The organism is Methylomonas sp. HYX-M1 (assembly GCF_040741385.1).
GTDB classification, from domain to species: domain Bacteria; phylum Pseudomonadota; class Gammaproteobacteria; order Methylococcales; family Methylomonadaceae; genus Methylomonas; species Methylomonas rhizoryzae.
In genome coordinates, this window is record NZ_CP160405.1 from 2,979,181 (window position 1) to 2,998,631 (window position 19,451).

14 protein-coding genes are annotated in these 19,451 nt (G+C 56.3%); 7 read left to right on the plus strand and 7 right to left on the minus strand.

What is annotated here, in order from left to right:
- The first annotated feature begins 10 nt into the window (after window positions 1-10).
- The 5 genes from AB0A83_RS13430 to AB0A83_RS13450 all read left to right on the plus strand — a co-directional run bounded on the left by AB0A83_RS13430 (window position 11) and on the right by AB0A83_RS13450 (window position 6,038).
- The gene (locus AB0A83_RS13430; protein WP_367154441.1) at window positions 11-700 is read left to right on the plus strand and encodes a hypothetical protein; all 690 of its coding nucleotides are present in this window, start codon (window positions 11-13) and stop codon (window positions 698-700) included.
- On the plus strand, window positions 700-1,392 hold the full coding sequence (locus AB0A83_RS13435) for a DUF2764 family protein (protein ID WP_367154442.1): 693 nt from the start codon (window positions 700-702) through the stop codon (window positions 1,390-1,392). The genes AB0A83_RS13430 and AB0A83_RS13435 overlap by 1 nt, the downstream gene beginning before the upstream one ends.
- Window positions 1,389-3,197: a V-type ATP synthase subunit A gene (locus AB0A83_RS13440; RefSeq protein WP_367154443.1), complete on the plus strand. Its 1,809-nt coding sequence runs from the start codon at window positions 1,389-1,391 to the stop codon at window positions 3,195-3,197. The genes AB0A83_RS13435 and AB0A83_RS13440 overlap by 4 nt, the downstream gene beginning before the upstream one ends.
- 546 nt (window positions 3,198-3,743) lie before the next feature.
- Window positions 3,744-4,385, plus strand: coding sequence for a TlpA disulfide reductase family protein (locus tag AB0A83_RS13445; RefSeq protein WP_367154444.1), 642 nt, complete (start codon window positions 3,744-3,746; stop codon window positions 4,383-4,385).
- A gap of 264 nt (window positions 4,386-4,649) precedes the next feature.
- Entirely contained in the window at window positions 4,650-6,038 is a 1,389-nt protein-coding gene (locus AB0A83_RS13450; RefSeq protein ID WP_150049226.1) for a nicotinate phosphoribosyltransferase, read from the plus strand.
- Between the two features lie 280 nt (window positions 6,039-6,318).
- On the opposite strand, the gene AB0A83_RS13455 is transcribed toward AB0A83_RS13450, so the two are convergent.
- Entirely contained in the window at window positions 6,319-6,519 is a 201-nt protein-coding gene (locus tag AB0A83_RS13455; protein WP_367154445.1) for a hypothetical protein, read from the minus strand.
- A gap of 267 nt (window positions 6,520-6,786) precedes the next feature.
- Between AB0A83_RS13455 and AB0A83_RS13460 the strand changes: the two genes are divergently transcribed.
- Entirely contained in the window at window positions 6,787-7,101 is a 315-nt protein-coding gene (locus AB0A83_RS13460) for a hypothetical protein (RefSeq protein WP_150049230.1), read from the plus strand.
- Between the two features lie 58 nt (window positions 7,102-7,159).
- Here the strand turns inward: AB0A83_RS13460 and gspF are convergent, their stop codons facing one another.
- The 5 genes from gspF to AB0A83_RS13485 form a co-directional block, all read right to left on the minus strand.
- Window positions 7,160-8,371, minus strand: coding sequence for a type II secretion system inner membrane protein GspF (gene gspF / locus AB0A83_RS13465; protein ID WP_150049232.1), 1,212 nt, complete (start codon window positions 8,369-8,371; stop codon window positions 7,160-7,162).
- 3 nt (window positions 8,372-8,374) lie between these two features.
- Window positions 8,375-9,886: a type II secretion system ATPase GspE gene (gspE, locus tag AB0A83_RS13470; protein WP_367154446.1), complete on the minus strand. Its 1,512-nt coding sequence runs from the start codon at window positions 9,884-9,886 to the stop codon at window positions 8,375-8,377.
- A gap of 1 nt (window position 9,887) precedes the next feature.
- Complete coding sequence (gspD, locus tag AB0A83_RS13475; protein ID WP_367154447.1) at window positions 9,888-11,762, minus strand: type II secretion system secretin GspD; 1,875 nt, start codon at window positions 11,760-11,762, stop codon at window positions 9,888-9,890.
- 21 nt (window positions 11,763-11,783) lie between these two features.
- Window positions 11,784-12,299, minus strand: coding sequence for a type II secretion system protein N (locus AB0A83_RS13480; RefSeq protein ID WP_367154449.1), 516 nt, complete (start codon window positions 12,297-12,299; stop codon window positions 11,784-11,786).
- Between the two features lie 313 nt (window positions 12,300-12,612).
- Window positions 12,613-12,735 carry a hypothetical protein gene (locus tag AB0A83_RS13485; RefSeq protein WP_367154451.1) on the minus strand — a complete coding sequence of 41 codons (123 nt, stop codon included), beginning with the start codon at window positions 12,733-12,735 and terminating at the stop codon, window positions 12,613-12,615.
- Window positions 12,736-12,818: 83 nt separating this feature from the next.
- On the opposite strand from AB0A83_RS13485, the gene dhaK reads away from it, so the two are divergent.
- Window positions 12,819-13,805, plus strand: a complete 987-nt coding sequence (gene dhaK, locus AB0A83_RS13490; RefSeq protein WP_150048553.1) for a dihydroxyacetone kinase subunit DhaK — start codon at window positions 12,819-12,821, stop codon at window positions 13,803-13,805.
- A 378-nt stretch (window positions 13,806-14,183) separates the two neighbouring features.
- Here dhaK and AB0A83_RS13495 read toward each other — a convergent pair whose 3' ends face one another.
- Entirely contained in the window at window positions 14,184-19,055 is a 4,872-nt protein-coding gene (locus AB0A83_RS13495; RefSeq protein WP_367154453.1) for a calcium-binding protein, read from the minus strand.
- Between the last annotated feature and the right edge of the window lie 396 nt (window positions 19,056-19,451).

Below are 19,451 nucleotides of genomic sequence, written 5' to 3' on the forward strand. Positions count from 1 at the left end.
GGCGATGCTGATGAAAGACGACAAAACCGAATACGCCTCGTCCGGCGTCGAGCAGTTAATCGAGCGCTTGCGGGAAGAAGCGGTCGAAGCCGGGCAAAACAAAGCCAAAGACATCGTCGCCGACGCCCAGCGCCGCGCCGCCTGGCTGATAGCCGAAGCCGAGCAAGAAGCCAAAACCATAGTCCAACGCGCCCGCGCGGAGGCTGACGCCCTGTCCGGCGCCGGCGTCGATGCGCTGAATTTGGCCGCCCGCGACACCTTGCTGAAGTTGCGCGACACCCTGCTCAGCAGCTTCTCGCAAGACGTGCGCCGAGTAGTCGGCGAACAACTGCTCGACCAAGCCTTTCTGCGCGAACTGATCCTGGCTTTGGCCGGCCAGGTGCGCGACCATGCCTGTTTGGACCGTCAACAGCGCTTGACCCTGCTGCTACCGGCCACGGCGGACGGAGTCGAAGAACTGCGCCAGCACCCGGAAGCGTTACGCCACAGCGAACTGTCGCAATTATCCGCGGCCATAGCCGGCGACATGCTACGCAAAGGCGTGAGTTTTCAAATCGGCGACGATGTGCAAAACGGCTTGAGCATCCGGCTGGAAGACAGCGCGATGCACATAGACTTTACCGACGACGCGCTAGCCAATTTATTGCTGGCCCACCTGCAACCGCGTTTTCGGGCCCTGCTGCAAGGAATCGTCAAATAATGTTGCCCGATTGCCGCTATGCCATGCTGATCGGCAGCCTGCCGCCACAGCCCATGGACTTGTTCGGCTGCCGTTTGCCGGTGATTTCCCGCATCCAACTGGACAGGCGCTTGGCGTTATTGGCAGAAAAAGACGCCGCGGACTTGCAACGCATCGAAGGGCTTTTGCATTGGTCGAAAATGCAAGGCGGCGACGATGCCGATATTTTTGAACACGGCCGCCGCGAGCTGGGTTTGATACGTAGCGACTTTCTGCGCGACATTGTGGCTTGGCGTTTGGAATTGCGCACCCTGCTCAGCGCGCTGCGGCGCCGGCAAGCCGGCCTGCAGCCGGCACCCGGCCAGCCGTTTTGCGGATTCGGCGCGCGCCTGCCGCTGATCCGGCACAACTGGCACAAGCCGGATTTCGGTTTAGGCCACGCCCTACCCTGGATAAGCCAAGCCCAACAACTGATGGCACAACATCAACCTTTGGCCCTGGACAAATTGTTGTTGCAATTGAATTGGCACTATTACGCGCGCTTAAACTTAGGCCACTATTTCGACTTTCCAGCCGTGGTGCTTTACGTGCTGCGTTGGGATTTAATCCACCGCTGGGCCACTTACGACGGCGAATTGGCCGTCGCGCGCTTCGACGAATTAGTCGAAGCCGGCTTGGCCGCCGTTCAGGCCGAATTGGAAGGAACAGCATGAACGATACATCAACCCCCCCTGCCAGCGCACGCATCGTCGCGGTTCAAGACGATTTGGTCGCGATAGAAGCGGTCGGCGACCGGCCGTTGACCAAGAACGAAGTGGTTTACATCTTGCCCGGCCGCAGCCAAGCCAAGCACCAAGAGCGCTTGAAAGCGGAAGTGCTGCGCATTTACGGCAATCGCGCCGACGCCCAAGTTTACGAAAGTACCTTGGGCGTCGGCGTCGGTGATCCGGTGGAACAAAGCGGCGAATTATTGTCCGTGGAACTGGGGCCCGGCTTGCTTGGCCAAGTTTATGACGGCCTGCAAAATCCGCTGGATTTATTGGCAGTCGAATTCGGTTTTTTTCTGCCGCGCGGCGTCGATTTACCGGCCCTGAACCGTAACAGCAAATGGGCATTCAACCCTTGCGTGCAACTCGGCAGCAAATTATGCGCCGGCGCGACTCTAGGCACGGTGCAGGAGCGCCGCTTCATTCACAAAATCATGGTGCCGTTCGACGTCAAGGGCGAAGTCGAGGTCACCTGGATTCAAGCCGGCAACGTCACGGTCGACGAAGCGGTCGCCAAAATCCGGCTGACTAACGGCAAGGAACAAGCGGTCGGCTTGATGCAGCGTTGGCCGGTACGCAATCCTTTGACACAACCATTGTTGCGCAACGATCTGATTCAACGCCTATACCCGTTCGAACCCTTGATCACCCACCTAAGACTCATCGACACCTTTTTCCCGATCGCCCGCGGCGGGACGGCTTGCATTCCCGGCCCGTTCGGCGCCGGCAAGACCGTGTTGCAAAGCCTGATCGCCCGCAATTCGGAAGTGGACATCGTGATCGTGGTAGCCTGCGGCGAACGGGCCGGGGAAGTGGTGGAAACCATCAGCGAGTTTCCGCAAATGATAGACCCGAAAACCGGCGGCTCGTTGATGGACCGCACCATCATCATCTGTAACACCTCGTCCATGCCGGTAGCCGCCCGGGAGGCGTCGATTTATACCGGCATCACGCTCGGCGAATACTACCGGCAAATGGGTTTGCAGGTTTTGCTGCTGGCCGATTCCACCTCGCGCTGGGCGCAAGCGATGCGGGAAACCTCCGCCCGTCTGGAGGAAATACCCGGCGAAGAGGCTTTTCCGGCTTACCTGGATTCGTCGATCAAAAACATTTACGAGCGGGCTGGGGTGATTCAAGACAAACAGGGCAATAGCGGCAGCCTGACCATGATAGGCACGGTGTCGCCGGCCGGCGGCAATTTCGAGGAACCTGTCACCCAATCCACCCTGAGCACGGTCAAAACCTTTCTCGGCCTCAGCGCCGACCGGGCGTATAAACGCTTTTACCCGGCGGTCGATCCGCTGCTGTCCTGGTCTCGCTATCCGGAACAACTCAAGCCGTGGTACCAACGCGAATTAGCGCCGGAATGGACTGCGAATGTACAGAAACTGCTTGACTTACTGGCCCGGGGCAATAGCGTTTACGAAATGATCCAAGTCGCCGGCGAAGAAGGCGTTACTCCGGAGGATTATCTGACCTACCATAAGGCCCAATTCGTCGACATGGTCTATCTGCAACAAGACGCCTTCGACCCCGTCGACGTATCCGTGCCGCTGGAGAGGCAAAAAGCCGCCTTTTTGCTGATCCTGGACCTATTGGAAACCGAACGCGCATTCGGCGGCCAAGAGCAAATCCGCGACTACTTTACCCGTCTGACCGGCTTGTTCAAAAACCTGAACTACGCAGTTTGGCAATCCGCGGAATACAAACAACTACTCGACAAAATCAAAAACCTCAAACCCATCGAATAAAACCGCTGTCGCCCATGGGCTATCACTCCGGCGCCCCGCTCAAACCTTGGCGGGAAAAACTCAACGACTGACGATGATCTTTTTCAGGCTTATTGCGGTTGGGCTTGGCTCCTCCCAGCCCTCCAGGATGGTTCCGTTCAAAACAAGTTTGAATCTTCGGTAGAAGAGGCGCACTTCTTTGATAAATTAAAGCAGGAGGGCTACGCAGACATTCACTCAGAGTGGGCATTACAACATCGGCACCAGCGAACTTACCGGATTTCGGACAACACGTGACGGCATTGACTTTCGGGGGGCAGGCGATACGAATAGGGCTTTAGTGTTCCCTGCGTCTGACCTTCGTTTTAATTTGCCAAGCATCTACTTGCTTCTTGGGCAACAGGTAGTTCAGAGTGTGGACTAATGCGCTTTAACCAACACCTTAACCCGTCTTCGCTACGCGAGTTGTGCTTAGCGTTAAGCCCCGCTTCGTCAGCGTAGCTCGGCGCAGTGGTTCAATACGCGTTTTGTCGAATGTCGGAGGTATGAAAAACGGAGAAACATGCTATGTCTGAGGCATTGATAGGCCGGGTTGCGCCGCCGCTGGAAATCGCCGAGTGGTTGCAAGACGGGCCGCTGGCGCTGAGCGAACTAACCGGTAACGTGGTTTTGCTCGCGGTGTTTCAAGTCAATTGCCCCGGCTGCTTTCTGCACTGCCTGCCTAAAATGGAAAGTTTGCACCAGTCTTACCACAAGCGGGGCTTGAGGGTGTTGGGTCTGGCGACCGCGTTCGAGGACTTCGATAAAAACACGCCCGACAATCTGCGCAAGCTGTTGCAAGAAGGCCGGGTCATCGGCGAAACCGAGAAAATTCTGAGTCGCTACGGTTTACTGCAAAACGGTATTTGGCCTCACTCACTGACGTTTCCGGTAGCGATGGATAAATTGACCCCGCGCGCGGGCGGCAACCTGGAGGCGGAAATAAACCGCTTGCACGGTTTCGCCGCCCCATCCGAACTCGAGCGGGAAATCCTGCGCAACCGTTTGCGCGCTTATTGGGCGCATCGGCCCTATCGCCCGGAAACCTTCGACCGTTATGGCTTACAAGGCACGCCGTCGTACGTGCTGATAGCGCGCGGCGGCATGGTGCACGCCAGCCGCTTCGGCGCATACGAAGAGCTGGAGTCTGACCTGACCGGGTTGCTGTAGTGCTTGCCATCCCGCTATCTTTTAACTCAAGCGCTCCGCCAAAACCCGCTTTCGCGGCTGGGCCGAACAACTAGGCAATCGCCGGTTGACAGCCAACACATGGATTTAAATCGGCTCCATGCAAGCCGCACCGACACCGGCAAGCGCGGTTTCCCTGGGTCGCACAGGGCATAGCGCCGAGGTAGCGTCAGGCTGTCGCGACAACTGCTGTTAAAATCGCAACTCAGCATCCCCCATCACGATTTCCTGTTTCCAAGCCTGCACATGCACAGCCTAGCCGACAACCTGATACTCAACACCGACAGCTACAAATCCAGCCACTATCTGCAATACCCGCCCGGTACCCGCTATGTGTCGTCGTATGTGGAATCGCGCGGCGGCGACTATCCGCAAATCGTGTTTTTCGGTTTGCAAATGTTCATCAAGGACTATTTGTTGAATCCCGTTACGCCTGCCATGGTCGACCAAGCCGAGACGGTTTTAACCGAGCACGGCCTGCCGTTCAACCGGACCGGCTGGCGGCATATCGTCGAGCGGCACCAAGGCTATTTGCCGCTGGAAATTCAGGCAATACCCGAAGGCATGCTCACCGAACCCGGCCAAGTGATGATGCAAATCGTCAATACCGACCCGGCTTGCTTCTGGCTGACCAGTTATTTAGAAACCATGTTGCTGCGTGCCGCCTGGTACGGCACGACGGTAGCCAGCCGTTCCTATGCCTGCAAACAATTGATCGCCCGGTACCTGCGGGAAACCGGCGCCGATTTGTCGGGACTGGATTACAAATTGCACGATTTCGGCGCGCGCGGCGTGTCGTCGTTCGAATCGGCCGCCATCGCCGGCTTGGCGCACTTGGTCAACTTCAAAGGTACCGACACCCTTGCCGCCGTGCTGGCGGCCAAGCGTTACTACGGCGTCGACGAGATGCCGGCCTTTTCGATTCCGGCGGCAGAACATTCCACCATTACCGCCTGGGGACGGGAGCGGGAAGCCGACGCTTATCAAAACATGTTGGACCGGTTTCTAGCCCCGGACAAAACCGTCGCGGTGGTCAGCGATTCGTACGATTTGTGGCACGCTTTGGAATGTTGGGGTACCCGGTTTAAACGGCAGATCGTCGAATCCGGCGGCCGGCTGGTGGTGCGCCCGGATTCCGGCGACCCGGTCGAGGTGGTATTGCAAACCGTGCAACGCTTGGATCACCATTTCGGCGCTGAAACGGTCAACGGATACCGCTTGCTGCACCCGGCGGTGCGCGTGATCCAAGGCGACGGCGTCGATATTCGCAGCATAGAAAGAATTTTGCACGCCCTGAAACAAGCCGGTTACAGCGCCGACAACGTGGCCTTCGGCATGGGCGCCGGCTTGTTGCAAAAGCTGGATAGAGACACGTTGAAATTTGCCATGAAAGCGTCGGCCATCTGCATAGACGATACCTGGCATGACGTATACAAAGATCCGGTTACCGACCCCGGCAAACAGTCCAAACGCGGCCGTCTGGCGCTGATCCGCGCCGAATCCGGCCGCTTGCACACCGTGACGGAATCGGCGCTAGGCGATAGAACCAATCTGCTGCGCACGGTATATAAAAACGGCACATTATTGATCGAACAAAATCTTAGCGAGATCCGGCAACGGGCCGGCTTGGTTTGAGCTAACTTCGCAGCGCAACCGCATTGATTGACCCTGGGCATTTCGGCGTTTGTCCAATCGTTCACCTAATGCTCATGAAAAAGCGGCATCACCCCAGCAAATAAAAGTTTTTCTGTGGGAGCGACATCCGCGCCGAAAGGGAATGACGGTTGCCGGACCCGGCCCTTAAATTACCGGTCGCCCTGAGCCTGTCGAAGGGCACAGCAACCTGGGCTTCGACCAGCTCAGCGCGAACGGAATACCAGTGATAAACAGGGCCGGATTAATAAGCGAATCAAATTCACTCACGCTTCGTCAGACTCGCCACGTACAGCCGATTGATTTTTTCAGAATACGCACCAAAACAGTCTATTTGCACCAAAGTACGCACCAATATAAACCATAACTCATTACAACCCTGCCTGCTTACCTGCGGCCGTTTCCCTGAAAGCTCGCTTCCCTCCGGCTTTGACTTCATATTGAAAAAGCTGGCTTGATTCATGCTTATAATTGCGGTTGCAACGGTGCACTTTAATTTCCCTTCTTCGACAATGGCGTCGTAAATCGTTGGGTTCGCCTACGGTTAATTGTTCGATCGTCCATTGTTCTTCTATTGCTTGGCCAAAAACCATTCCGACAGACGAGTCGACAACCGCGCCGGTTCCGGCGCCGGATTTTCCGTAGGCTTTCGCTGCGAACGGCTTCTTAGCGGACGCCTTCGCGAATAGTTAGTTTATTCATCATATTCGGCGTAAAGCCCGGAGTATTTATGATCGTAATCTTATCGCTCATCGCATTATTCTTCTTGATTTACGGCTTGTTGTTGACCATGTGCGCCTGCCGCATCGAGGGTCACCCGTTGGCGGACAGCGTTTGCCATAGTCTGCAAGACCGTTCGCATGCCGCTAATGTCACTGCGATTCCGGAAGATGCGGTGCTGAGACGCCACGTGCTGTCCTTGCTGCGCCACGAAGTCGAAGCCGCCTTGCCGCCGCGTCCGACCGATTCCATCTTGAGGCGCCATCACGAAGCCTTGGTGTCGGCGGAATTGTCCAGAAAAGTAGCCGCCGTCACCGCGTCTTAACGCTGACTATAAGACCTTGGCGTCCGACGGTCAGTCAGGCGCCAATACCCCCCTAAAATCAGCGTATCAGCTGATTCATTTCGAAGATCGGCAACAAAATGGCCAACACGATGGTCAGCACGACCAGACCCATGGTCAAAATCAAGGCCGGTTCGAACAAGCCTAGAGTCAATTCGGTCAAGGCTTCAATATCCCGCTCCTGATCGTCCGCCGCACTTTCCAGCATGCGCGGCAGTTGACCGCTGGCCTCCCCGCTGGCCACCAGATGAATAGTGACCGGCGGAAACATACGGCTGATCTCCAGCGCCTTGTTCAGCGTCTGCCCTTCCCTAACTCTTAGCGCCGCGTTTTCGACGGCTTGCCGCATCGCATCGTTGGCCAATACTTGCCCGGCAATTTTCAAGGCCACCAACAATTCCACCCCGCTATTGGTCAAAATCGCCAAGGTTCGGGTAAAGCGAGCATTGTTGATGCCGCGGGAAAATTTGCCGATCAACGGCAGGCGCAACAGCCAACGGTGAAAACGCAAACGCGGCCCGTCACGGCGCAAGATCCATTGCCCCAATCCCACGCCAACCAACGTAGCCAGCACTAAAAACAAACCGTAAGCTTTGAAAAAGTCGCTGCAGGCGATCAAGCCTTGGGTAATGCCCGGCAATTGTTGCCCCATTTTGTCGAACACCCCGGTTATTTCCGGCACCACGTAAGCCAACAAGCCTATCACCACCAATAAAGACACCAAGCTCAACAGCACGGGATAAATCAAGGCCATCTGCAACTTGCGGTGCAACTGACCTTTGTCGCTTAGATAATCAGCCAATTTCTCCAGCACCTGCGCCAATTTACCGGAAGACTCACCGGCTTCTATGGTGGCGCGGTACAAGGGGGGAAAGGAACTGGGAAAGCCGGCGCAGGCTTGCGCCAGACTTTGCCCTTCCAACACCCGACTACGCACCGCCAATACGATGCGCCGGGTAGCGGCCGCTTCCAACTGCCGCGCCACGATGGTCAAGGCTTCGTCGATGGCCAAGCCGGATTTCAGCAATGCCGCCAGTTGCCGAGTGATGTGTCCCAATGCGCGCATGCCGATGCGCTGTTGCCACAAAGCAATTTTGCCGACGGCTTCGGCTTTCTGTAACGGCTTGATGTCCAGCAGGACCAAGCCTTGGGCCTTTAGCTGCTGGCGCGCGGTTTTAGCACTATCGCTTTCCAAGGTGCCTTTGGTTTGCCGCCCGCCTCCGTCTATGGCTTTGTATTCGAAAGCCGGCACGGTTTATTCTTTCAAGGTCATGCGCAATGCCTCGTCCATGCTGGTCGCGCCGCTCAACACTTTGTGCAAGGCGCTCTGCTGTATGCTGGGCGCCAGCGTGCGGGCGTGGCGCTCCAAGGCCGAATCGGCGGCGCCGTCGTGAATCAACTTGGCCATCGCGGCATCGACAGGAACAATTTCGAAAATGCCGGCCCGGCCTTTATAACCGTGATCGAAACAGCGTTGGCAACCCTTGGGCTCGAACACCTGCACGGTCCGGTGCGCCGCGCCGTCATAACCCAGCTTGCGCAAATCCTCGCCCAAGACGCCAACCGGTTGCTTGCAATGCGGGCACAGCAAACGCACCAAGCGTTGGGCTATCACGCCGACCAGACTGGATGCCAATAAAAACGGCTCCACGCCCATGTCGCGCAACCGGGTAATCGCGCCGACCGCAGTGTTGGTGTGCAGGGTGGACAATACCAAGTGCCCGGTCAAACTGGCTTGCACCGCAATCTCGGCAGTCTCGCGGTCGCGGATTTCGCCGACCATCACCACGTCCGGATCTTGGCGCAAGATGGCCCGCAAGCCCTTGGCGAAGGTCATATCCACTTTGGCGTTGACTTGGGTTTGGCCGATACCGTCCAGATAATATTCGATAGGGTCTTCCACCGTCAGGATGTTGCGGCTGCGCTGGTTGAGCCGGTTGACGATGGCGTACAGGCTGGTGGTCTTGCCCGAACCGGTCGGTCCGGTCACCAACACGATGCCGTGCGGCCGGGCTATCATGGCCCGGATGCCGGCCAATTCCGACTCCGCCATGCCGATTTGCGCCAAATCCAGTTGATTGGCCTGTTTGTCCAACAAGCGCAACACCACCCGCTCGCCGTGTCCGGACGGCAAGGTCGACACCCGCACGTCCACGTTGCGCCCGCCGATCTGCAGGGAGATGCGCCCGTCCTGCGGCAAGCGTTTTTCGGCGATGTCCAGCTTGGCCATGACTTTCAGGCGCGAAATCACCATCGGTGCGAATTCGCGTTGCGGCTGGATGATTTCGCGCAATACGCCGTCCACCCTAAACCTGACCACCATGCGCGACTCGTAAGTCTCGATGTGGATGTCCGAGGCATTTTCCCGGATCGCCTCGGCCAGCAAGGCATTGATCAAACGGATGATGGGAGCTTCGTCGTCGCTTTCCAGCAAATCCTCCGGCCTGGGCAAATGCTGGGCTACGTCGGACAAATCGATTTGCTCATGCAAATCGTCGACCATACGCCGGGTTTGACCGGATTTATGCTCGTAGGTTTGCTGCAACAATCGTTCGAACTCGGCCGCAGCAATCACGGCGAAACGGGCCGGCGAGGGTATCCAGCGCCGTACTTCCAACAGCGCGCTGACCGGCGTGTCCGCCCGGTGAAACACTTGCCAAATCGCATCGGCTGCGTATAAAGCAACCACTCCGTAGCGTTTGGCAAAACCGTAGGCCAACAAACGCGGCATGCCGAGGCTATTTTCTGCCAACTCGACGGATTGCATATCAAGGCTCCTGCAACTGACTTGCCGGCGGCGATTCCGGCATGGGTGGCAACAACGGTTGCGGCTCGTCGGGCAACAGCAGTAAACCGTCTCGATTGAACTCCTGCTGCTTCTCGCGCAACTCGCGATATTTGTCTTGGGTAACGCCCAACGCTTCGTGGCTGGCGCGAATGATCTGCGGGCGTAAAAACACCATCAAATTGGTCTTTTTGACCTTGGTGGTCGTGGATTGAAACAAATAACCCAACACCGGTATGTCGCCCAGCAACGGCACTTTGTCGACCACTTCATTGACGTCGTCCTTGATCAAGCCCCCCAGCACCAGCACTTTACCGTCGTCCACCAGCACCGAGGTTTCGATCTGGCGTTTGTCGAAGCGCTGGGCATCGTCGCCGACTATGCTGGAAACCTCCTGGGTAACTTTCAGTTTGACCGCGTCGCCTTCATTGATCTGCGGCAGCACGCGCAACTTGATGCCGATGTCTTGCCGCTGTACGGTGGTAAACGGATTGCTGGCGCCGGAAGTATTGGTCGTATAACTGCCGGTATTCAGCGGGATGTTTTGGCCGACGATGATGCTGGCTTCTTCGTTGTCCATAGTCACCAAGGACGGAGTCGACAATACGTTGACGTCGTTGTCGGTGGAAAAGGCGTTGATCAAGGCCTTAATTTCGCTGCCGGCCAAATAGCCCACGCTCAAGCCCTTGCCGAAAGTGCTGACGAATTGCGATAAATCCAGGGAATTGTCGCTACCTTTGCGAAACGCCGCCACCGCGTCGCCGTCGGCCTTGGTTTGCCACTCCACCCCCAATTGCTGGTTCTTGTCGTAGCTGACTTCGGCGATGATGGCCTCGATGTGCACCTGGGCTCTACGCACGTCCAGCTGCCGCACCACGCTTTTCAGCGTGCGCATCTTGTCGCGCGGCGCGGTGATAATCAAGGCATTGGCAGCCTCGTCGGCGCGAATGTCCAAATTCTTGGGCGTATTCGCGCTGACTTGCACGGCGGCGTTTTTGTCGGTTTTCTCGCCGCCGACACTGGTCAACGTCTCGACCAAATCCTTGGCGACGGCGTAGCGCATATAAATCACTTCGGTATTGCCGTCTTTTTCCACCGGCACGTCCAAGCTGGCGACCAAAGCCCGCAATTGCAGTCGGGTGTCCGCATCCCCGCCGATGATCAAACTGTTGGTGCGCTCGTCGGCCGCCAATGGCGGCGCACCGGCCGTGGTTTTACCCGCATTGGCGGCCGCCAACAAATTGTTGATGGGTTGCACCAAATCCGCCGCACCGGCATGGCGCAACGCAATCACTTCCATGCCGTGCGTATCGCGCCGGTCGATTTGCCGAATCATGGCTTCCAAGCGCGTCACATTGGCGGCGGTATCGGAAATCACCAAGGTATTGCTTTCCGGAACCGCCGCCATAAAGGCATATTGCGGCAACAAAGGCAGCAGGGTCTGCACCAACAGATTGGCGTCCAAGTGCTGAACCTGAACGATGCGGGTTTGCTGCTCGTCGCCTCGCTTAGGCCCAGATTGCAATTCCCCCGGCTCACCGTCCTGTTTTGCCGAACCGCTCGGCACGATTTTGATCACATTGCCGTTGGGGACCGCCGCATAACCGTGCACTTTCAAGATCGACAAAAACACGTCGTAAACCTGAGCGGCGCGCATCGGCGTCGAAGTCATCACGGTAATGTTGCCGGTTACGCGGGGATCGACCACGAAATTCTTGCCGGTCGCGTCGGCCACGGTTTCGATTAAGGCCTTGATATCGACGTCTTTGAAATTCAGGGAAAATTCGCCCGGCTCCGCGACGGCCCATTGCCATGCGACCAGCGCGAGCACTCCCAGCCAAACGCGAGCTTTGTTCATGATAGGGGGAAAGGCGAAAAGTTAAGGCGCGGCGGCCGGAGCCGGCGCGGGAAAGGCTAACGACTCCAAACGTTGCCGGTTGCGCACCACAATGCATTTTGCGTCCACCCGCTCCAATACAACATCTTCAGGCAGCCTGTCGCCGACCCGGTAACGCCGTTGCGCACCGTCGTTGTGTTGAACAATGGCATACCGCCTGTCGCTTAGCGCGGACACCACAAAGGTGCCGAGCAACTTGAGCTGCAAATCGGATTCCACCGGTTGTTCCGCCGCGCCCGGCGTCTCGTCATTTTGTCCGCCGAATAAATTCCACGCCGCAATCCGTCGGTAATCCGGAGCGGCGGGCCGCTCGTCCGTGGACGGTGTTACCGCCGCAACCGGTTCTTGCGCCTTCAAGCTTGGCCAATGCCATAGCGAATAAAGCAAAATCCCCAGCGCGCACAAACCGGACAGCGGCGCGCTCCCACATTGAAGATTGCGAAAACGGGGAGAAAGCCGAGCTTTCTCGGAGACAGAAATCAACCGCAGGCTAAACATGCGGCGATTATGCTAATTCAATATGACCGGATTATGACGTTAGCGCGAGTAACTCCGGCGTGATCCAGCCGCAGCCACCCGATAGCAAGCGTTCGCGGCCAATCCAGGACTACGGCGTTTTGTCGTATTTTCTTCAGCCCGAACACGACCATCAGCCGGCTTTTGTTGACCGACGCCGACAGAATTGTTGACATGCGTTCCGTACGGTTCCTTACCTCGCCGCACGCTACGAGCTGACAGGACAGATCATCGTCCCCACGCTCCGCGTGGGGACGCAGCTCCGGACGCTCGGCGTCCTTATGAATAAAGCAACTCATGGGAAGAAGCCGACAAACCCCATTTCATGACCTGCACCGTCGTCGAATGGCTGGCCGTGTTTACCCGCCCGGAAACCGTGCAAATCGTCCTCGACAGTTGGCAATACCAACGCCAACATACAGGTTTAAAACTCTACGGCTACGTAATTCTGGAAAACAGAACTCACCACTGCCTTACAACAACTATAAACCGGAGGTAAGCATGAAAAAATTCCTCGACAGCCCGGCGACCCTGCTGGACACCAGCTTACGCGGCTTCGCCAAAGCCCATGCCGACATCGTCGATTTACATACCGAACCGAACTATGTGTGCCGCAAACAAAACAAACCCGGCAAGGTTGCCTTGATTTCCGGCGGCGGCTCCGGCCACGAACCCTTGCACAGCGGTTTTGTCGGCTACGGCATGCTGGACGCCGCCTGCCCCGGTCAGATTTTCACCTCGCCCACCCCGGATCAAATGCTGGCTGCCGCTCAAATGGTCAATACCGGCGCAGGCGTACTGTTCATCGTCAAGAACTACGCCGGCGACGTGATGAATTTCGAAATGGCGGCCGAAATGCTGGATTGTCCCAACGCCACGGTAGTGGTCAACGACGACATTTCCCTACCGAAAAACCACAGCATCGGCAGGCGTGGCGTAGCCGGCACCACCATCATCGAAAAAATCGTCGGTGCCGGCGCCGAAGCCGGCCTGGATTTAGCCGCCTGCCAAGCGCTGGGTGAACGCGTGGTCGGAAACACCGCATCGATGGGCGTCGCACTCACCAGCTGCACCGTGCCGGCGCTAGGCCATCCGACGTTCGCCATCGCGGACGACGAAATGGAAATCGGCGTCGGCATTCACGGCGAGCGCGGCCGGGAAACCGGTAAAATCGCGCCGGCAACCGAAATCGTCGCCCAAGTCGCCGGCCACATTATCGACGAACTCGCCCCCAGCGCCGGACAATCCATCCTGCTGCACGTCAACGGTTTCGGCGGAACGCCGTTGGTCGAACTGCATTTGCTATACGAACTGGCCTGGCAATTTTTGAGCGGACGCGGCTTGCACGTGCAGCGTTCACTAGTCGGGAATTTCACTACCTCGCTGGACATGGCCGGATGTTCGCTCACCGTCACGCTATTGGACGACGAATTGCGGCAACTTTGGGACGCGCCGGTCAACACCGCCGCCTTGCGCTGGGGATGTTAAACGGGGGAATGCTCGGCAATGCAAATTAGCTAGCGCCGGCAATACCGTTACAAACGACGTCCCGAAATTGAAAGAATGCCATTTATAAAACGCTGTCGGCATTTAAGTCGCTATCGCGACAGTTGAATTTAACGGCTGTTCCTGTCCCGTAACGACAAGTTGTAGGGATAACGCCGCCTCACGTCGCATCCAGCCTATGAGTCTTGGACGGCAAAGCGCGGTTCATTGGCGGCCAGCGTTGAAGTTAAGAGCGTTTCACTGATAAAGCGCCCCCGGATAATCCGGGGGCATTGACTCCGACAACAGTGACGCCTTCACCGCGAAAGCGGAAACAATTGGCTAAAACCCAGCGTTCCGCTACGGTTCATCAGCAGTTATTTACACCACGACAATATCGGCCGCCGTAATAGACGGCGCCCCGACCAGCGTGACGATTTCTTGAGCTTCTTCAGTGCCATTACCGTCTGCATCGTAATACAAAGTACCCGTGGCGGTATCGTATAAAACGAAGTCGTTTTCGTCCGATGCAGTGACACCGTCTCCTTTGAAAAATAGGTCATCCGACAACACACCTGTCGTACTCAGTTGACTCAAAAGCGTATGGTCTAACTCTACAATGTCGTTCGATGGTAAAAAGTCGGCAATAATATCGGCATTAATGGTCCCGTAACTTGAAAACTCAAAAATGTCGGAACCACCTCCGCCAAAAAGCCTATCGTTGCCAAGTTCACCCGATATAGTGTCATCACCTAAACCGCCGAAGATTCGATCATTTCCGCTTCCACCCATTAGCTGATCATTTCCAAGGCCTCCATCAATCAAATCGTTTCCGTCCATTCCGGAAACGAAATCATCGCCAGCCAGCCCACTGATTGACTCGCTAGCGGAAGTCCCGAGCACATGCTCGCCGACATCCGTACCGCTCAATTGGCTTAAAATGCCGGAAAGGATAGTAGCTTGACTCCATTTGCTGCCGTCGGCAAATTGGATTTCTTCGATGTAACGGTCGCTGCTGACGAACCAATCCTTCACCGTGACTTGGTCGGCGTCGTTGAGTTTGAACACCAGGTCGTTACCCACCCGAATCCGCGCCACGTCCGCCGGATGGATGCCGGCGCCGAATTGCAGAACGTCTTTGTTGCCGTAATTGGCTACGAAGTATGCGTCGTTGCTGCCGTATTCGATGAGGGTGTCTTTGCCGTCGCCCACATTAAATTGATAGGTTTGGCCTGACCACGTGGCATAACTACCGCCGCTGCCGGTCAGCACGTCGTCCCCGGTGCCGCCGACCAGTACACCCTGGCCGGTGATGCTGTCGTTGCCGGCGCCGCCGTAGAAGGTATTCCAACCGGAAGTGTCGTTCAGCGTGTCGTCGCCGTCGTTACCGTTCAGGGTGTCGTTGCCATCACCTCCTTTAAGGCTATCGTTACCCAAGCCGCCGCTGATGGTGTCTACGCCGGCCCAGCCGGTCAAACTGTCGTTGCCGTCGCCGCCGTTCAGGATGGTCGGCAGGCTTTGCAAGGTCGCGACCGTCCATTTGCTGCCGTCGGCAAATTGGATTTCTTCGATGTAACGGTCGCTGCTGACGAACCAATCCTTCACCGTGACTTGGTCGGCGTCGTTGAGTTTGAACACCAGGTCGTTACCCACCCGAATCCGCGCCACGTCCGCCGGATGGATGCCGGCGCCGAATTGCAGAACGTCTTTGTTGCCGTAATTGGCTACGAAGTATGCGTCGTTGCTGCCGTATTCGATGAGTGTGTCTTTGCCGTCGCCCACATTAAATTGATAGGTTTGGCCTGACCACGTGGCATAACTACCGCCGCTGCCGGTCAGCACGTCGTCCCCGGTGCCGCCGACCAGTACACCCTGGCCGGTGATGCTGTCGTTGCCGGCGCCGCCGTAGAAGGTATTCCAACCGGAAGTGTCGTTCAGCGTGTCGTCGCCGTCGTTACCGTTCAGGGTGTCGTTGCCATCACCTCCTTTGAGGCTATCGTTACCCAAGCCGCCGCTGATGGTGTCTACGCCGGCCCAACCGGTCAAACTGTCGTTGCCGTCGCCGCCGTTCAGGATCGTCGACAGGCTTTGCAAGGTCGCAACCGTCCATTTGCTGCCGTCGGCAAATTGGATTTCTTCGATGTAACGGTCGCTGCTGACGAACCAATCCTTCACGGTGACCTGGTCGGCGTCGTTGAGTTTGAACACCAGGTCGTTACCCACCCGAATCCGCGCCACGTCCGCCGGATGGATGCCGGCGCCGAATTGCAGAACGTCTTTGTTGCCGTAATTGGCTACGAAGTATGCGTCGTTGCTGCCGTATTCGATGAGGGTGTCTTTGCCGTCGCCCACATTAAATTGATAGGTTTGGCCTGACCACGTGGCATAACTACCGCCGCTGCCGGTCAGCACGTCGTCCCCGGTGCCGCCGACCAGGACGCCCTGGCCGGTGATGCTGTCGTTGCCGGCGCCGCCGTAGAAGGTATTCCAACCGGAAGTGTCGTTCAGCGTGTCGTCGCCGTCGTTGCCGTTCAGGGTGTCGTTGCCATCACCTCCTTTGAGGCTATCGTTACCCAAGCCGCCGCTGATGGTGTCTACGCCGACCCAGCCGGTCAAACTGTCGTTGCCGTCGCCGCCGTTCAGGATGGTCGACAGGCTTTGCAAGGTCGCAACCGTCCATTTGCTGCCGTCGGCAAATTGGATTTCTTCGATGTAACGGTCGCTGCTGACGAACCAATCCTTCACCGTGACTTGGTCGGCGTCGTTGAGTTTGAACACCAGGTCGTTACCCACCCGAATCCGCGCCACGTCCGCCGGATGGATGCCGGCGCCGAATTGCAGAACGTCTTTGTTGCCGTAATTGGCTACGAAGTATGCGTCGTTGCTGCCGTATTCGATGAGGGTGTCTTTGCCGTCGCCCACATTAAATTGATAGGTTTGGCCTGACCACGTGGCATAACTACCGCCGCTGCCGGTCAGCACGTCGTCCCCGGTGCCGCCGACCAGTACACCCTGGCCGGTGATGCTGTCGTTGCCGGCGCCGCCGTAGAAGGTATTCCAACCGGAAGTGTCGTTCAGCGTGTCGTCGCCGTCGTTACCGTTCAGGGTGTCGTTGCCATCACCTCCTTTAAGGCTATCGTTACCCAAGCCGCCGCTGATGGTGTCTACGCCGGCCCAGCCGGTCAAACTGTCGTTGCCGTCGCCGCCGTTCAGGATGGTCGGCAGGCTTTGCAAGGTCGCGACCGTCCATTTGCTGCCGTCGGCAAATTGGATTTCTTCGATGTAACGGTCGCTGCTGACGAACCAATCCTTCACGGTGACCTGGTCGGCGTCGTTGAGTTTGAACACCAGGTCGTTACCCACCCGAATCCGCGCCACGTCCGCCGGATGGATGCCGGCGCCGAATTGCAGAACGTCTTTGTTGCCGTAATTGGCTACGAAGTATGCGTCGTTGCTGCCGTATTCGATGAGGGTGTCTTTGCCGTCGCCCACATTAAATTGATAGGTTTGGCCTGACCACGTGGCATAACTACCGCCGCTGCCGGTCAGCACGTCGTCCCCGGTGCCGCCGACCAGTACACCCTGGCCGGTGATGCTGTCGTTGCCGGCGCCACCATAGAGCGTATTCCAACCGGCGGTATCGATTAGGGTATCGTCGCCGTCGTCCCCCCGTAATTCATCGTCGCCATCGTCTCCGTATAAGATGTCATCGCCAGCAGCTCCGCGAAGCTTGTCATTACCGTTACCTCCATGCAATTCATCCTGAGCACTTAACCCAATTAACAAATCGTTTTCGATAGTGCCAATCCGAAATCCCAGGTCCGTCATTAAGCCGATCAAATCAAAATCGCTAGGAAAATCACTTTCCAAGTCTATTAGCAATTGAGCGCCATCCCATCCAACAGGATTGAAGTCTTTGCCAAAATATTTTTGTAGCTCCAATAAATCACCAGCGACTTTACTTGGCTCGGATGCAATATATGATTTGAATAAGGCATTCATAGCCGAAAAATTCAGACCTATACCGTTTTCATCAATGTGTAACGTTATCTTTTCTAAATATGGCTTCAGTCGGGTTTGCGCAATAAGCGCAATGTATACAGAATCGCTCAGTTCTGAATAAGCTTGATTGAGCAAATCCAGAGCACCGGGCGCGAGCACAACATGCACCGTCGTACCGTCGTCAGCGACGGGGCGAAATGTACGGCCGTTAAAAGTTTCTAGAATATCGAGTTTATTAACCCAACCTTTAAAATCACTAGAACCGACGACACCGGCTCCCTGGACTGTAATTTGCGTACTAGCTGAATACATTCCCGTGTACGTCGTAGGCGGTGGGGCCGAGCCACCTCCGGATCCTGAATACATTGGTCCAGTTGCATAAGGCGAATAACCGTTAAATGTCGTTAGCAATGTGCCGGTATCGGCCCAGGCTTTGATGATCTTAGGCAATAACTCCAATTGTCCAGAGCGATCCGCCGTCGTGAAATCCGTCAACAACTGTTTTAGTTGCGGCGACAGGGTTGCTGCTTCACGCAGATCCCGCACCGCGCCGCTACCTTGCATATCCGGCAGATAAGACACCGAACTAGTATCTAACTTATCGGTGAATTCGCGGTGGAAAGTATCCTGTATGAGGTTGACATCTCCCAAGTTGCCACTGACCTCGCCCAGAGTTCCGCTGCTGCCATCGGTTTTAACGAAGGTGCCAAGATCGGCTACTTGGTTTCCATTGGCTAAGGTTTGATTGTGCTCAGTGCTTTGAACATTAACAGCCGCTATGCCCAAGCCGCTTAGCGAAAACAACTCGTTGCCTTGACTGACACCGTCTTGATTCAAATCCCGCCAAACGCGCAAGTCGGCAAAGCGGGCATCATTAGCGTCGACCACACCGTCGGCGTTGCTATCCAGATCGCTTAGCGCATCAAATCCGTCGGAGGCCAGTTGCCCATTACTTTTTAAATAGGCGTCGCCGAATAATTCGCGGCCGTTATCTATGGTACCGTTGCCATTTTTGTCTAATACCAGAAATCCATCATTCGCACCCACCCAGCCGGTGGAGGTTTTTATTCCGTCGGCGTCGTGGTCGAAGTAAACGGGGTTGGCGGTGTCGATGCCGGTGGTTTCCAGGCCATCGCCGTCCAAATCTAACGTTAAAGGATCGCGGCGAGGTTGGACGGTGGTGGCGGCGGTGAACTCATCGGCAGCGGCATCATTTATAATAAACTTGCCTAAATTACTGAGTCCATCCATTGGATTTATAAGGTTTCTTGATACGAAATCGATGAGTTTTGCTCCCCATTCGAATTGTTCTGACAAAGAACTACCAACATAAGATCCAAAGCCTGTCGCAAGAGCAACCACACCAGCGATGACGCCAGCAGGCGCGGCAGCAGGAATTATTGCAATAGCAACCGCTCCCAAAATCATCCCTCCAAGCATTCCGGCAGCATCATCGATCACACCGGTATTATCGCCTTGCGCTAGTTTGACGATAATTTGCGTAGCATCTAAAAATGCCCCGCCTGCTTCTCCAATAATTTTTAAAGTCTTACCATCTATTAGGCTTGTTTCAAGCGTCGAAGCTGTTTGAATCGCGTCTTGACTGAGTCCTTTTAGCCAATTGACGACTTGTGTTTGCTGCAATGC